Raw genomic sequence first — 15,456 nt, 5'->3', positions numbered from 1 at the left:
TTAAGATATGTTAAAATTTCTTCAGTGAAGAGATTTATTCTACCTATATTCTTACTAATTTCATCAAGTACTTACGCCGCAATTGATATTGGTGATGGTTCTGATGGAGCTTGCTCCCTTGGTGGTGCAATTAGTGTTACATCAACTGTATCGGGAACAGCATTCAATTGTACCTCTCTAGTAACAACTGGAGCTATTACAGTCTCTGATGGAAACCCACTAATTATTAAGGTTCAAGGTGATGCGACCATTGATCATACAATAACTCTCTTAGGTACAGCTGGTGGTGCAGCCGCTGGTGGCGGAGTTGTTGCTGGAGCTGAAGGTGGCGATGCTACAAATGCGGTATGTGGTGGTTTTAGTTTTGCTGATATCGGAGGAAGTGGTGGTGCCGGAGGCTCACACGTTAACCTCGGTGGAAATGGTGGCGTAGGTCAGGCATCAGGGCCAACAGATGGGCTTGATACAATGAGTGCCCCTGGATCAACAACCACAACTTATGACTCGGCCCTTTCACTTGAGACACAGATTCGAGGTGGCTCCGGTGGAGGAAACGGTGGAGATGGTTGTGAAAGTAGTGGTACTTTTACTGAACCAGGTGGAACACCGGGTGGTGCAGGAGGTGGTGCACTTCATCTTGCCGCCGGCGGTGATATTTATATCAATGCACAAATTGATGTAAGAGGTGGAAATGGTCAACCAGGAACAAGTTCAGCAAACGGCCAATCTGGTGGCTCAGGTGCGGGAGCAGGTGGAGTCATCTTCTTACAATCATCTTTAAATATTGAACTAAACTCTGCCCTACTTGCCAATGGTGGAACAGGTGGTGCCGCAGGAGGTGCCCTTGCCGGAGCAGGTGGAGATGGTGGAGATGGAATTATTCGACTCGATGATCTCGATGGAACAATAACGGGAGTCGGTGGCTCTTATTCACCAAGTCCTACAATCATTACTCACGGAGCAACAAGTTTAGAAACACTTTCTTCAGGAATTGAGCCAGGGTGTGCCGTAAGAGAAGACATGACACCGAAGAATCAAACGATCCTCGGTGCCTTATTACTTTTAATCTTAATGATTGGATTAAATATCAAAGAGACTAAGAAAGCTAATTGAAGCTGGAGACTCATTATCCCCAATATCATCAGTATTAGCATTACCTAGCTGACCATGGGCCCCATAACCAATACATTTCACAAGACCTTCATCTGTTGATAAGAAACAGTGATGATGGAAACCACCAGATACTTGAGAAACACTTAGTCCTAGATCAATGGCCGGCAATTGGGCAAGTCCATCTACAATATTAGAAGTGTCTTGTTGTCCAAGTTTCCCCATTGCACCACTACCCCAACACTTAGCTTCTCCAGCTTTAGAGATAGCACATGTTGATGTATTTGAAGCAACAACTGAGGCGGCTTCAAAACCTAAATCAAGAGCTGAATGAGACTCTGTTGTCTCATCGTCACCAATTGACTCACCAGGATTTGAACCAAGTTGTCCAAAGTTATTATTACCAAAACAAAATACTGTTGAATCAGACTGTAGAGCACAAGAGTGAATCCCTCCCGTTGTTACAGCGATAACTCCTTTTGGAGTATATGTTGGCTCAACTGGCGTTAAGACATTATTTAAATGGCCAAGACCAAGTTGTCCGTGAGAATTACGTCCCCAACATTTTAATGTTCCACCAGATAGAATTGCACATGCATGGAAACTCATCGATGAAATATCCATTTGAATGGCCTTACCACCTAAGTCGACTAGACTACCTGTAGATACAGGTTCATCATCTCCGATCGCTTCAGTGTCACCTGTGCCAAGTTGGCCAAATGTATTCATTCCCCAACAACGAACGTCACCAGTCGTTAGAAGAGCACAATTATGATAAGTTCCACCATATAGCTTTCTAACAATTCCACCAATATCAGTATAACCATAAGAAGATAGAGGCTCATCATCGCCTAACTTTTCAGTAGAGCTCATCCCTAGCTGCCCATAGGCACTATCTCCAAAACACTTAACTTTATTTGACTCTGTTAAGACACAAGTGTGAAGGTTACCAGCAATGACCTGAAGAGCTTTTTCTCCACTTAAATCAATTGGAGCAATCGAATCAATTGATTCATCATCACCAATTCTTTCTGTATTACCTTGCCCTAATTGGCCATAAGTATTATCTCCCCAGCATTTAACTTCACCAGAAGCTAATAATGCACAAGAGTGGTTACCACCAGCAACGATTTGAATTACTTGTTTTGTTACAAGAGGCTTTTCACAATATTGTACTGCCGCTGTAGAAAAAGGTCCTCTCTCATCATTTAAAGAGACAATATTAGTTTCTGCATCATATGAATACTGAACCTCTCCACCATCAACAAATGTACGAATTGTATTAGTATCAATATTTGATACTTTTAAATTAAAGTCATTAATAGGATCAATACGAGTCATGGCAAGTGTACCTAACTTTGATAGTCCATCACCATAATCACCTGTTGCCATATCAACAGTGAAGCCACCACCGAATTCAACAAACTCTTTATAACCATAACCAATTTCGTTTTCTCCACCAAATGGCATTGTTGAAGCGTTATTATAAATTACTCCACCAGTAACAAGTGGGCGGTCATTATAAAGAGCACTTAATTTATCATAAACACTCTTTGGCGTTACAACTTGAGTTTCACCATCAAAACATTCAACTAAACGTGAACGATCCTCTCCCCCTTGTGGGTCAGCGACAGGAGTTACACCATCTGGATAAATTGCACAAATATCTTGTTCATCAGCAACAAAGGCAATAACAAGTGCGGCATCTGGCCTAAAGAATCCTTGTTCCTGAATTGCTGCAAAATAGTCGGCATCAAGAGCACGATTAAGAGAAGCTAAACCAGCTTCACCACCATCGGTTGCATAATCTCCAGCTGGATTTTGCATCTTTGTTTTTAAATGAGTCTTGATCTCTTCAATTGTTAAAGAACGATTAGATAGAATCGTTGGCTCAGTACCTTTTGTATAAAGTTTTCCAAAATGAGATGAGGTTGAACCGTGTCCTAGCATAACTGCAATATTAATATCCGCAGCAGCAGGTATTACATCTAAGAAGGCATCGAATCCCTCAGCAATGTCGGCCCTTTCTTCGATAATAGAACCAGATGTATCTGGAATGATAAGAATATCAATATTTCTCGTTATATCCTCTTCTTTAGGTGCATAAATATCCTGATAGCAGGCAACATCTAGGTTTGGTAATGTTGGTAGATCTGCCCCTGGTACATCAACTAAGTCATCAAGACTTTCTGGTACACAAGAAGATGTGATAAATGAAATCCCAAGTATAAAGACCAACGTCTTCAACAAATATAAATGTGAATGTGGCCTTTTCTTATTACCCCTCAAAATAGCCCTCACTAGTTAAGTTTAACTTGGTCTTATTATAAGTGGCTGTTCGGTGAGGTTCTGAAATGGCCTAAGAATTTCAAGATTTCAACTACTTAGGTGTAAATATGAAGATTTATGCCCTTATAAACTGACCAGTATTATGGCCATTCAATAAATTACATTTCCTAGAAGTTGTATTGAAGATTAAAGGCCATACTTTGCTGATTGGATTCGATGTCGCTATTGCTAAAGTCTTCATAGCTAAAAGATGCCTGATACATATCACTTATTTCGTAAGAAACTTCAAAGTTTAGGCCAGAATAATTTAGAATAAAGTAATTTAGCTCAGCTGAAACCTTACCTATTTTGTAATTAAGAGATGGAGCGAGGTTAAGGTAAAACTCTGCATTTGATTCAATAGAATTGTCGCTTAGAACACTTAGTTCATTTCGATATTCAACTTGAGTGACGACTCCATACTTAAGCCCAGCGACAGAGTTTAAAGGGCTTAATACTTGTGCCCCTAGACGTGTACGATTAAAAGCTAGATCTTCAAAAACAACTCCACTTGAATGCTTGAGAGAAAACTTAGCATCATAGTCCTTAATCTTTGTTTTATAACCACCAATGATAGAAATTAGATTCATGTCATCGACTTCTAGTTTCTTTGAATTACTAATAATATCGTAAGTTAATAATTCGGGACTAAACCCTAAAAACCAATGGGTATCTCTTTCACTCTTTTCTAGCTTAGGCTTTGATTTAGAGATTCTATTTTCTTTAATCTCTTTTTTAATATCGATTCGACGTTTCTTTGAGTAAATGACATCACCTTTTTCTATTGCTTTAACTCTCCAGTAAAAGCTTTCTTCAAGCTGATTTTTAAATCGATAAGACGTCGCCTTCCCCAAACTAACTTCTTTAATATTTCTAAAAAAGCGATCTTTAGAGAATTCGATATAGAACCTATCACCTCTTACTTGTTCAAATTGAAGTTCAATGACATCGTCTTTCTTAAATCTCTTACCATGTCTAGGTGATAATAAATTAATGCCTTGAGCACCACCAAACTTCTTTGTAACAATTAAGTCTTCTTTAGACGAGAATTCACTCTCTTGGTTCCAATAATCAATAGCAGATACACGCCATTGAAAATGTCCAACTGAATAATCCTTCCATTCATAGCGATTTATTTTCACCTTCTCATCGACGACAATGTCATCTCCATCAAGGATTTGTACACGATATTCTTTTACATCATTAACAGCTTCCCACTTAAGTACAATATCGTCTTTTGCATGAGCAACAGGAATAAACCAATTCAAAACTCTTCCAACAAATGGCCCTAACTGATTCATCTCAACACGCTTTTCTATCTTTTTAATCTTCGGTGCTGGCGGTGGCGGTGGAGGAACAATTATAATCTTTACTGGAGGAACAAATTTTCCAGACTCATTTTTCACTCGCCAATAATGAACACCAAGCTCTTTAATAAGTAATTTTGTATTGGCCTCAGTTGTTTCAATCTCTTGAACAATATTTTTAAAGCTACGATCTTTTGAAATCTCTACCTGAAAAGAGCGCTCTCCTGGAGCAGCTTTATTTGCCCAAGTTAAGTCAATCATATCTCCTGGCTTTTTAACGACTACCTTTCGTCCATTTTCAAGAGCGGAGTTATCATTATCAAATGTTACACTAAACTCATTCTCATCAGATGCTGATACTTTTTCGCCATTAAAGTAATACTCTAGGGACCATTCATAATCGCCACTTTCTTCAATAGGAATCTTATAAGACTGACCGGCCACTAGGTGTCTCTTTCCATTTAAAACGAGATAAGTCTCAAGTCCCTCAGGAAGATCTGCTGTTTCCCAATTAAACTCAACGAGATCTTTCTGGTAGAAATAATATTCTTCACCATTAAACGGTCTTTTAAGAACAATCTTCTCAGGTGCCTTAATAACTTCAATTAAATGACTTTTTGATTTTAAAGCAAATGGGTGTTCAATGGACTTATTACGATAGCTTAATTTATAAGAGCCAACTTCATCGAAATTAACTTTTAAAACGCCATCATCATAATCGACATCTTCAATAATTTCATCATTAATGAAAAAATCGATTGAATCAAAAGACTGTGTATAAATTGTCTTTTCTTGCCCAACAAGTAATCTTGATTCATTTTCTAAGTTCTCAAATGTTGGAATCTCTTCAAATATTATTTCAAATGACTTCTCTGTCGAAACCTCTTTATCATTGGAAACCTGCCAGTAATAAATCCCCTGCCCTAAGTCCTTTATTGCGATTTGATTATTTGTTACATCAAAGACTTCCCCATTTTCAAATGCAGACTTAGTTTTTGAAAGATGTAGTTTTTCTACATCTTCATTGAAATTGAATTTCACTTGATTATTTTCAACAAGGTAGAAAAGCTTACCATCAGTAGGAGCAAACTCGCTTGGCCAACTTTTCTTTACCGTATAAGAGTCATTCGTTAAAAGTACACGAACACCTTTTTCAATTGTTTCCTCACGATTTCCAAGGCGGACCTTGGCCTGTCCTTCTAATACTGAAAGTTCTTTATTCTTACCATCTGTTGAAATCTTAATCTTTGAACTATCTGACTTGATTTCATAAATCTGATCACCCACTTTTACAACAAACGCTTCACTAGAATTACTTAATGTAGCAAAGACTACACCTTGCTCAATATTAAGATTAATTCCATCAGTATCTTGTGTAATTTTAAAAAGACTTTCTTCAGAAACTTTCAGTCGATTTCCAGAACTAAATTCAAGCTCAGCTGTGGAGTCCTTGTCCGTAAAGATTCGGTCATTATGATATAAGGCTTCATTACTTCCAAGATCATGCCATGAGAAATTATCGAAACTTCTGCGACGGACATCATTTCGAAGTTCAAAGACTTGGCCTAAAGTAATGCGCTCTCCACCAATTATCGGTGGATAATATGAAGTATTAAAAACTTGATTGCCAGCAAAGGCGGCAACACAAATACATACTAAGATAACGAATGTATCTAATAGTGAATTAACTCGTCCCACTATCCTCTTTCCATACTGGTACTCTTTTCTCATTCTTGCGCATGACGCAAATCGTTAATATCATTGTATCTAAATATTTAAGAGACTTCTACGTAGGTAAATAATGGGCAAGAAACCGATCTTTCCGATCAAGTTTAAACTGATTACTTTAAATACTGCATTGCTGATTGTTGTTATTGCTTTTCTGACAAAGTATGCGACGCACTTATTTGAAAAAGATAAGAAAGCATATCTCTACGAGAACTCGCTCTTTAACGTTACGAGTGTAGCAAAAGAATTCAATTATACTCTTAATCGAATTACTTCTGATCTTCAAAACTTATCACTTATTAAAAACAAAAAGCTTAAATCAAAAGCAATTAGTGAAACAAAGTATATTCTGGCCTACCTTGAAAAAGGCGAATTCATCATTAATCGCGACTTTGATAAAGATGAGAACCAATTCAAATTGGCCATACCAAAGAATCAAAGGAATGATTCAATTGCATCATTTACTTTTGAAGATGAAAAATTTGTTATTCTCACTAAAAAGTTTAAAGACAATCTTGCTTCCATAGTTATTAAGGCCAATATTTTAAATAACCTACTCTCACAAAATCGCACCTATAATACTCTCGTCTTTCAAAATGGAAAGCTAGTCCTAGGAAATGATCTTATTGGGCTAAGTGAGTATGATAAGAATGAATTCAAAGGAAATAATATTGTTAAAAAGGTTCGATTCAACAATGATGACTACCTTATATCAACAGCACAAACAAAGGCCTTTGAGCTTTCTGTTGTTTCCACTATCTCTGAATCAGATGCTCTTTCAGTAACAAAGTTTTTAACTCAAAGAGCTTTATATTTTGCCATTTTCATTATCGCACTTTCTACAATTATTATCGTCTTATTATCGAGAACAATTTCAAAGCCTATTGAAAAACTTTACAGACGTGCACTAAGTATTGGACAAGGAGACTTTGAGTCAACAGTAGAAATTAAAACAAAAGATGAACTAGGAACTCTCGGTGATTCATTCAACCAGATGTCTCGCGATATTTTAGACTATATTGAAAAGATGAAGGAGAAGGCCCGTTTAGACGAGGAAGTAAAAGTTGCAAAACTTGTCCAAGAAGAGTTCTTTCCACCTAAGGACATTGAAACCAACGCTGTCCGTATAAGCTCTTATGCAGCACCAGCAAGTGAATGTGGTGGTGATTGGTGGGGACATCATGAATTTGGTGACTTTATCATAACAATTATTGCAGATGCTACAGGACATGGCCTACCAGCAGCGCTTCTAACATCGGCCATTAATTCGGCTTTTAATAGTATTAAAATAAGACTAGAAGAAGAGACATCTCTTATTTCTCCAGCTGAAATCACCCAGTACTTAAATAAGGTCATCGATCTTTCAAATAATAAAATTCTTCTTACAGCATTTGTTTCGGTCTACAACACCAAGACAAGAGAGTATTCATATACAAACGCCAGTCACTTGGAAGTATTAAAAGTTCCAAAGAAGAATGAGATCACTAAAGCAGATATTATTCCACTAATTGATGCTAAAGGACCTCGACTTGGTGAAAGTAACGACTCTTCATACTCTTATGAAACGATCAAACTAGAGGCCGGTGAGCTTCTTGTTTATATGACGGATGGAATTACTGAAGCTGAAAATAGTGAGGGTAAACAATGGGGACTTAGAAAACTTCTTAAGATCCTTATGACCTATGGGCAGAACACAAGTAAAGAAATTCGTGATACAATAGTTTCTATTGTATACGACCACAGAGGGTCTGACTCATTTGATGATGATCTAACGCTAATTTGTCTTGAAGTAAAGTGATGTAATTATGGGAATAAAGTTAAATATCCAACATTCAGAATTTGAAGAAATTGAAAATCTCAATCTCCATTCTCCAAATCAAAATATTGCAATTGGAGATGAGCTTCAAAAGGCCAGTGATATTTTTATCAGCCGCTATGACACTCTTATTAACTTAAAATATCTAGTTGATAATGGTGCAAACCATATTATTGCAAACTCCCCTAGCCTAAAAGATGAAATTAAATCTGTCGTGGACTTTATAAATGATGAACGAAAAAATAATCTCGAAAGTCGTATCGCTCCCAAGGTGCAAAATAAAGTAATTATTGAAAGTGAAGATGGGTTTGATAAAAGCCTTCAACAGCTTCTTCAAGATATTGACTTCGATGGTTATCACGAGAGTATCTCAAGTAAACTAAATCTAGTTACCAACGAGTTCTACACAAATGATATATTTCATAGGACAAGTACCCAAAAAAAGGGAGAAATACGCGTTTCTCAAGATGATTGCAAGATTATTATCCACTACAAGAGTTATACTAAAGTGAAGAAATCCTCAATTGTTTCATCCCTTTACCGAGCAGCTAAAGAGAAGAAACCAAGGCAAGAGGGCCGTGGAGCAGGACTAGGACTATACTTCATCTTGCAAAATTGTGATCGCTTGCAAGTTGTTCAAAATCCTGAATCAACAGACTTCTATGTCTATATTGAGAAGAACAAAAGATACAAAGATATTAGTAAAAGAATACCTTCAATAAACTTATATAATTTAAAGGAATAAAACTATGAGTAACTTAAGTGTTGAAGTCAAAACAGAAAATGACACAACCATTGTTAACCTAACAGGAAGAATTGACGAGGATGCTGATCTAAAGCCTATTCTCGATTTGAAAGATAAAAAGTTACATATCAACTTTAACAATGTTGAAATGATAAACTCATGTGGAATTAGAGAATGGATCAATATGCTAGGTGAATTATCTGGCAAGATCACCTACTCTCATTGTCCACAAAGTGTCATCGAACAAATTAATATGGTCCACGGCTTTATCAAGCCTGGTATTGATGTTGAGAGCTTCTATGCTCCATATTACGAAGAATCAACTGACGAAGTAAAAATGATTCTAATTAATACAAGTGACGTTGTTGATAATAAAGCACCTGTTATGAAAAATGATGCAGGAGAAGAACTTGAGTTTGATGCTATCGAAGCACAATACTTTCAATTCATTAAACAGATGAGCTAATATGAGCAACTACAATCTCTACGATTCAATTTTCGAACCTATCTGTGTTGTAAACAAGAGCAATGAAATTGTTTATTATAATCACTACTTTGCTTCATTCTTTAAGAAGTCACCACGAATTTTAAAGAAAGGACCAAAACTTAGAAGCTTATTTACAGGTTTTGAAATTGAAAGCTTTCTCTATGATATTCAAGGTGTAAAAGTCGGTCCAGAAGTAGAGATCTATCTTGACGATCAAACTTTTTACCACGTTATTATTAAAGCGATTGAAGCAAATGATGAAAAGATTGTCTGCTTTAATGATATTAGTATTGAAAAGAATCTTTATACAAAATATCGATATCAAATTGAAGAACTCAAAGAGATACACAACCAAATTATTCAAGCCGATAAACTAAGTACTATCGGAGAGATTACTGCTACGATCTCACATGAGATTTCAAATCCTCTTACGATCGCATCTGGAAACCTTGAATTAGTGGATGCTCTAATTAGTAATGAGAATATTGAATCAAAAGATCTAATTACTGGAAGTATTCACGATACTAAAGACTCTATCGATCGTATTACAAAAATTATAAAAGGCCTAAAGAGCTTCCTACATAATAAAGATAGTAATAAGAAATTCATTTCTGTTGAAAAAGTAGTTGAAAGATCTCTTAGCCTTTTGAAAGTTCCACTCGAACAAGATGGAATTAAAGTTGAATTTGACTGCAAATCGTCTTCAATTATTTTGGCCAACCCAATTGAAATGGAGCAAGTTATTATTAACTTAGTAACTAATGCAATCCACGCCCTTGTAGACGCTAAGGTAGCCTCTCCTACTATTACAATAACAATTACAAAAGATGATGTTTGCCACATTATCAATGTTATTGATAATGGACCGGGAATTAATGCAGAAAATAAAGATCAAATATTTGAGTCTTTCTTTACTACAAAAGAAGTTGGAGAAGGTACAGGGCTTGGCCTTGCTATTTCTTCTAAAATTATCGATTCATATTCAGGTAGTTTAAAGCTTGTGGATTCTGATAGCGGATGTAATTTTGAAATCACTCTTCCAAAAATGGAGACGACTTCATTTACAGATAGTGAACTTAGTATCAATTTAGATTTCAAAAGAGTTCTAGTAATTGATAATGAACCACAAATATTAAACTTATTTGCAAAGTATTTTAAAGATGGGCCAGTAAATCTTATCTTTGCTTCCGATGCAATTGAAGCTCAAAGACTTCTATTGGGTACAAATGTAGATGCCATCATCACAGACTATGATATGCCTGAGAAGAATGGTGTTGAGTTTGCAAAAGAGCTTGCTAGTCAAGGAGATGAGACACCTGTGTTTATAATGTCAGGTGTAGCTCAAAAGAACTTGATAGCAGGTTATCAGGAAATAAAAGGGTTCCTTGAGAAGCCTTTTGAAAAAGAAGATATTCTAGATTTACTTGGAATTAAGAGTGAGGAGAATAACTAATGGCAATGTCTCCGGCAAGTCCACCATTAGCAAAAAAACCTTCTGTTCTCATTGTTGATGATGAGGAAAAGATCTGCTTTCTTATCAAAACATTTTTAGAACAAACTGGTGCATTTAAAAATATTGTTACTGCTGATACGGTAAGTGTGGCACTTTTAAAACTTAGAAATGAAGATTTTGATCTTGTTATTATTGATTATAAATTACCTGATAAGGATGGAACTTATTTTATCGATGTTGCAAGTAAATCAATGAAGTATCAGAAAATGAAGTATCTTCTTATTTCAGGATTTTTAGATAATCGCTCAATGGTTAGTGTTATTAATTCTGGTGTAACAAATGTTTTAGTAAAGCCATTTTCAAGAGATGATCTCATCGATAAGGTCTACTCTCTCCTAAAGATTAAATAGGCTCGACTTCATTTAAAAACTCATCTTTTGTTAAAAGATAAGACTTATAATGATTACTATATGTATTCACCTCTTCTGGTGTGAGCTTTCTTTTGGCAACAGCAGGAGTACCTATAATAAAGCTCTCAGGGGGATAAACTTTTCCAGGAGGAACAACACTTCCCCCTGCTACAATAGAGTTTTTTCCAATGACAGCACCATCAAGAACAGTGGCCCCCATTCCAATAAGACAGCCTTCTTCAATTGTACACGCGTGCAGAGTTACACTATGGCCCACACTAACATTCTCTTTGATAATTAACGGAATATCTTCAACAACATGAAGCATTGTCAGATCTTGAATATTACAATTATCACCTATGTGTATTTCATTCACATCACCACGAGCAACAACTTGAAACCATAGAGAAACATTCTTTCCAAGAAAGACCTTTCCTATGACATCTGCTGAGTCGGCGACAAAACATCCCTCACCAAGACTTGGTTCAATTCCTTTATAACGATATAGCGTCATCTATCTCCACCCAATTACTTCATAACCTTTTTCTGCAAGACAGCGATTAACAAAGCGCTGTTTTACTTCATCTTCACTTAGACCTGCTGATGCGGCACCACTCGCTCCGCCAATAGCTGCGCCCTGAGCGGCTCCTCGTCCAGCATTTCCACCAAAGACAGCACTTGCTACAGCACCAACGATAGCACCCCATGCAGCACCTTTTCCACCTTCACGAATCATCTGCCTTCCACGCTCACTTTCTAAAAACTCATCGGCCTTATCCATGCAAAGAGAGATATCTCGATCAGCTTGTTCCTTTCCATATTTTTGATAGGCCTTATTTGGGTAGAGTTTAGGTTTAGAAGCGCAGGCAACTAAGACAATTAAAAGCGATAGTGAAAATATCTTCATGATTGCTCCCAAAAAAAAAGCCGCTTAAAGCGGCCTTATTTAGATTTGAATTTTATTCTTCTTTAACTCCACCCCATGGAATCTTTGAAAGATAGGCTGCTAAATCAGCAATATCCTCTGGGGAAAGTTTTTTAACAATAGTTAACATTTGCTGGTTAACACGTACTCCGTTTTTCATATCAAGAAGTTGCTTCTCAATATACCATTCCATTTGTCCACCAATACGAGGTGCCTTATTAGCGGCTTTTCCTGAACCATCTTTAGCGTGACATGCAATACATTGCTTATAAAGCTTATCTGCTCTTTCAAGTTGTGGAGTATCTAAAGGGATAATTGTCTTTTCTTCGATTACTTCATCAGTGATAACTGGTGGAGCTGTAACTTCAGCGTGTATTTTTGCAAGTTCTTCAACTTCTTTTAAGTGAGCAATATGAGCTTTTTCAGCTGCTTCAAAATTATATTTCTCATTGTTGACTTCAACGCTCTGGTAACTTGATAAGTTCATAACAAGAACTAGCCCTACTAAAGTGAGGGAAAATAGCACTAAACGATACATCGTTTCTCCATTCCAAAAATTAATCTACTTTTAATGGCTTAAGTATAATTGTCCTGACTGATTTTGGCAATCGTAAAGGTATCAAGCTCAAATCTTACTACCTTGTGCGTCATCAATAACGCACGGCTAATACATGGACGTTCTACATTATAGGGTTTATAATTCGGCCACAAAAACTTAAGTAAATTCAGGAGCTTTTAATGCAGTACAACTTTGGTGAGATTGAACCAAAATGGCAAAAGTTTTGGGAAGACAACAAAACTTTTAGAACCGACTCAACAGACAAAACGAAACCTAAATACTATGTATTGGATATGTTTCCTTATCCATCAGGTGCAGGACTTCACGTTGGTCACGTTGAAGGATACACAGCAACAGATATCTTAGCTCGTTTTAAAAGAATGAATGGGCACAATGTTCTTCACCCAATGGGTTGGGATTCATTTGGACTTCCTGCTGAGAACTACGCCATCAAAACGGGAACTCACCCAAATGTAATTACAAAAGAAAATATTGGAAACTTCACAAGACAACTAAAGGCTTGTGGATTCTCATATGATTGGGATCGTGAGATCGCAACTTCAAGTATTGATTACTATAAGTGGACTCAATGGATCTTTACTCAACTTTATAATAAAGGCCTAGCTTTTGAAGATGAGATCTCTGTTAACTGGTGTCCTGAACTTAAGACAGTTCTAGCTAACGAAGAAGTAATCGATGGAAAATCTGAAGTTGGTGGTCACCCAGTTGTTAGAAAACCAATGAAGCAGTGGATGTTAAAGATCACTGAATACGCAGACCGTCTTCTCGAAGATCTTGATGATCTTGATTGGCCAGAGTCTCTAAAAGAGTTACAAAGAAATTGGATTGGTCGCTCTGAAGGTGCACAGGTTTCTTTTGAAGTAAAAGGTGCAGATTCGAAAATTGATGTTTTCACAACTCGTCCAGATACTCTTTTTGGTGCAACGTACATGGTCCTAGCTCCTGAACACGACCTAGTTGCAAAAATTACCACTGAAGATCAAAAAGCAGATATTGAAGCCTATATCAAAGAAGCGGCCCTTAAGTCTGATCTTGATCGAACGGATCTAAATAAGAATAAGTCCGGTGTTTTCACTGGCGCTTATGCAATCAACCCTCTTAATGGAAAAGAGATTCCAATTTGGATTGCTGATTATGTCCTAATCTCGTACGGAACAGGAGCGATCATGGCAGTTCCAGCTCATGACGAAAGAGACTGGGAATTTGCTAAGAAATACGACCTTGAAATCCTTCCAGTCCTTGAAGGTGGAGACGTTAATGAAGCGGCCTTCACTGGAGATGGTACCCATATTAATTCAGACTTCCTAGATGGGCTAAATAAAGAAGATGCGATTTCAAAAGTTATCGCTCACCTTGAAGAAAAAAATATCGGAAAGAAAGAAATTAACTACAAGCTTCGTGACTGGTTATTTTCTCGTCAAAGATACTGGGGAGAACCATTCCCAATTTTAAAATTTGAAGATGGAACTGTAAGATGTCTTGATGAAGATGAGCTTCCAGTTGGTCTTCCTGAAGTTGAAAAGTATGAACCATCGGGAACTGGTGAGTCACCACTAGCTCGCATTGATGATTGGTTATACTTAACTGATCCAAAGACAGGCAAGAAAGCAAGACGTGAAACAAATACAATGCCTCAGTGGGCAGGCTCTTGTTGGTACTACCTACGCTTCATTGATCCAAAGAACTCTGAAGTTGCATGGGATAAGCAATTAGAAGAATACTGGATGCCAGTCGATCTGTATGTTGGTGGAGTTGAGCACGCTGTTCTTCACCTACTCTACGCTCGCTTCTGGCACAAGGTTCTATTTGATCTTGGACTTGTTTCCACAAAAGAGCCATTCCAGAAACTTTTCAACCAAGGTCTTATCCTAGATGAGCATGGTGAGAAGATGAGTAAGTCAAAAGGAAATACTGTAAACCCAGATGATATCATCAAAGAATACGGTGCAGATGCTCTTAGACTTTATGAAATGTTCATGGGGCCACTTGAAAAAGTTAAGCCGTGGCAAACAAAAGGTGTAAAAGGAGTATTTAACTTCCTTAGAAAATCATTCACTTTCTATGGAAACCCAGAAAATACTTACGAAGGTGAAGAGAAGAATCAAGATGTTCTAAAGCACCTACACAAGACAATTAAAAAAGTTACTGAAGATGTAGAAAACCTTCGCTTTAACACAGCGATCTCAGCAATGATGGTAATGAATAACGAAGTTATTAAACTTGGTCAGGTTTCAGTTGAGACGGCCAAAGCATTTACAAGACTTCTTTCTCCATTTGCTCCACACGCTGCTGAAGAGATGTGGGCAAATTTAGGTGAAACAACTTCTTGTTCACTTGCTCCGTGGCCGGCCTTTGATCCTGAGCTTGCTAAAGATGACCTAATCACAATGGCCATCCAAGTAAATGGTAAAACGAGATCTACAATTGATGTACCTGCTGATATCTCAAAAGAAGACTTTCTTGCACAGGCCAAGGCCGATGAGAAAGTAGCAAAGTTTATCACGGGAACAATTGTTAAAGAGATCTACGTTCCGGGAAGAATTTGTAACATTGTAGTTAAAGGATAA

12 protein-coding genes are annotated in these 15,456 nt (G+C 37.2%); 7 read left to right on the top strand and 5 right to left on the bottom strand.

Annotation, left to right across the window (positions count from 1 at the left end):
* The first annotated feature begins 24 nt into the window (after positions 1 to 24).
* A complete protein-coding gene (locus ACMAZI_RS11545; protein WP_334678858.1) occupies positions 25 to 1,113 on the top strand; it encodes a hypothetical protein in 1,089 nt (362 codons plus the stop codon).
* Here ACMAZI_RS11545 and ACMAZI_RS11540 read toward each other — a convergent pair.
* A complete protein-coding gene (locus tag ACMAZI_RS11540; RefSeq protein WP_115361674.1) occupies positions 1,081 to 3,357 on the bottom strand; it encodes an RCC1 domain-containing protein in 2,277 nt (758 codons plus the stop codon). The two genes, ACMAZI_RS11545 and ACMAZI_RS11540, sit on opposite strands and share 33 nt — an antisense overlap.
* A gap of 209 nt (positions 3,358 to 3,566) precedes the next feature.
* A complete protein-coding gene (locus tag ACMAZI_RS11535; protein WP_412474122.1) occupies positions 3,567 to 6,476 on the bottom strand; it encodes a FecR domain-containing protein in 2,910 nt (969 codons plus the stop codon).
* A gap of 70 nt (positions 6,477 to 6,546) precedes the next feature.
* Here ACMAZI_RS11535 and ACMAZI_RS11530 point away from each other — a divergent pair, with 70 nt between their 5' ends.
* The 5 genes from ACMAZI_RS11530 to ACMAZI_RS11510 are packed head-to-tail and all read left to right on the top strand — an operon-like array spanning position 6,547 to position 11,384.
* Positions 6,547 to 8,271 (top strand): SpoIIE family protein phosphatase, encoded by a 1,725-nt coding sequence (locus ACMAZI_RS11530; protein ID WP_412474121.1) that lies wholly within the window; start codon positions 6,547 to 6,549, stop codon positions 8,269 to 8,271.
* A 7-nt stretch (positions 8,272 to 8,278) separates the two neighbouring features.
* Entirely contained in the window at positions 8,279 to 9,034 is a 756-nt protein-coding gene (locus ACMAZI_RS11525; RefSeq protein WP_334678854.1) for a hypothetical protein, read from the top strand.
* 4 nt (positions 9,035 to 9,038) lie between these two features.
* Entirely contained in the window at positions 9,039 to 9,500 is a 462-nt protein-coding gene (locus ACMAZI_RS11520) for a hypothetical protein (protein ID WP_115361683.1), read from the top strand.
* Position 9,501: 1 nt separating this feature from the next.
* A complete protein-coding gene (locus tag ACMAZI_RS11515) occupies positions 9,502 to 10,974 on the top strand; it encodes a hybrid sensor histidine kinase/response regulator (RefSeq protein ID WP_115361686.1) in 1,473 nt (490 codons plus the stop codon).
* Entirely contained in the window at positions 10,974 to 11,384 is a 411-nt protein-coding gene (locus tag ACMAZI_RS11510) for a response regulator (protein ID WP_115361688.1), read from the top strand. The genes ACMAZI_RS11515 and ACMAZI_RS11510 overlap by 1 nt, the downstream gene beginning before the upstream one ends.
* On the opposite strand, the gene ACMAZI_RS11505 is transcribed toward ACMAZI_RS11510, so the two are convergent.
* Genes ACMAZI_RS11505 through ACMAZI_RS11495 form a run of 3 tightly spaced genes read right to left on the bottom strand, consistent with a single transcriptional unit; the run spans position 11,377 to position 12,847 of the window.
* Entirely contained in the window at positions 11,377 to 11,898 is a 522-nt protein-coding gene (locus ACMAZI_RS11505; protein ID WP_115361689.1) for a gamma carbonic anhydrase family protein, read from the bottom strand. The two genes, ACMAZI_RS11510 and ACMAZI_RS11505, sit on opposite strands and share 8 nt — an antisense overlap.
* On the bottom strand, positions 11,899 to 12,291 hold the full coding sequence (locus tag ACMAZI_RS11500; protein WP_115361691.1) for a cell envelope biogenesis protein OmpA: 393 nt from the start codon (positions 12,289 to 12,291) through the stop codon (positions 11,899 to 11,901).
* Between the two features lie 52 nt (positions 12,292 to 12,343).
* Positions 12,344 to 12,847, bottom strand: a complete 504-nt coding sequence (locus ACMAZI_RS11495) for a c-type cytochrome (RefSeq protein ID WP_115361693.1) — start codon at positions 12,845 to 12,847, stop codon at positions 12,344 to 12,346.
* A 200-nt stretch (positions 12,848 to 13,047) separates the two neighbouring features.
* On the opposite strand from ACMAZI_RS11495, the gene leuS reads away from it, so the two are divergent.
* Entirely contained in the window at positions 13,048 to 15,456 is a 2,409-nt protein-coding gene (gene leuS, locus ACMAZI_RS11490; protein ID WP_115361695.1) for a leucine--tRNA ligase, read from the top strand.

This window comes from Halobacteriovorax sp. YZS-3-1 (assembly GCF_047084945.1).
GTDB classification, from domain to species: Bacteria; Bdellovibrionota; Bacteriovoracia; order Bacteriovoracales; family Bacteriovoracaceae; genus Halobacteriovorax_A; species Halobacteriovorax_A vibrionivorans.
Note: the sequence above shows the minus strand (reverse complement) of the source record. Positions and strands in the feature narration are given on the sequence as shown.

Coding starts and splice junctions, on each gene's coding strand:
- ACMAZI_RS11535 (WP_412474122.1), bottom strand. CDS start 6,476: ATGAGAAAAGAGTACCAGTATGGAAAGAGGATAGTGGGACGAGTTAAT.
- ACMAZI_RS11530 (WP_412474121.1), top strand. CDS start 6,547: ATGGGCAAGAAACCGATCTTTCCGATCAAGTTTAAACTGATTACTTTA.
- ACMAZI_RS11525 (WP_334678854.1), top strand. CDS start 8,279: ATGGGAATAAAGTTAAATATCCAACATTCAGAATTTGAAGAAATTGAA.
- ACMAZI_RS11520 (WP_115361683.1), top strand. CDS start 9,039: ATGAGTAACTTAAGTGTTGAAGTCAAAACAGAAAATGACACAACCATT.
- ACMAZI_RS11515 (WP_115361686.1), top strand. CDS start 9,502: ATGAGCAACTACAATCTCTACGATTCAATTTTCGAACCTATCTGTGTT.
- ACMAZI_RS11510 (WP_115361688.1), top strand. CDS start 10,974: ATGGCAATGTCTCCGGCAAGTCCACCATTAGCAAAAAAACCTTCTGTT.
- ACMAZI_RS11505 (WP_115361689.1), bottom strand. CDS start 11,898: ATGACGCTATATCGTTATAAAGGAATTGAACCAAGTCTTGGTGAGGGA.
- ACMAZI_RS11500 (WP_115361691.1), bottom strand. CDS start 12,291: ATGAAGATATTTTCACTATCGCTTTTAATTGTCTTAGTTGCCTGCGCT.
- ACMAZI_RS11495 (WP_115361693.1), bottom strand. CDS start 12,847: ATGTATCGTTTAGTGCTATTTTCCCTCACTTTAGTAGGGCTAGTTCTT.
- leuS (WP_115361695.1), top strand. CDS start 13,048: ATGCAGTACAACTTTGGTGAGATTGAACCAAAATGGCAAAAGTTTTGG.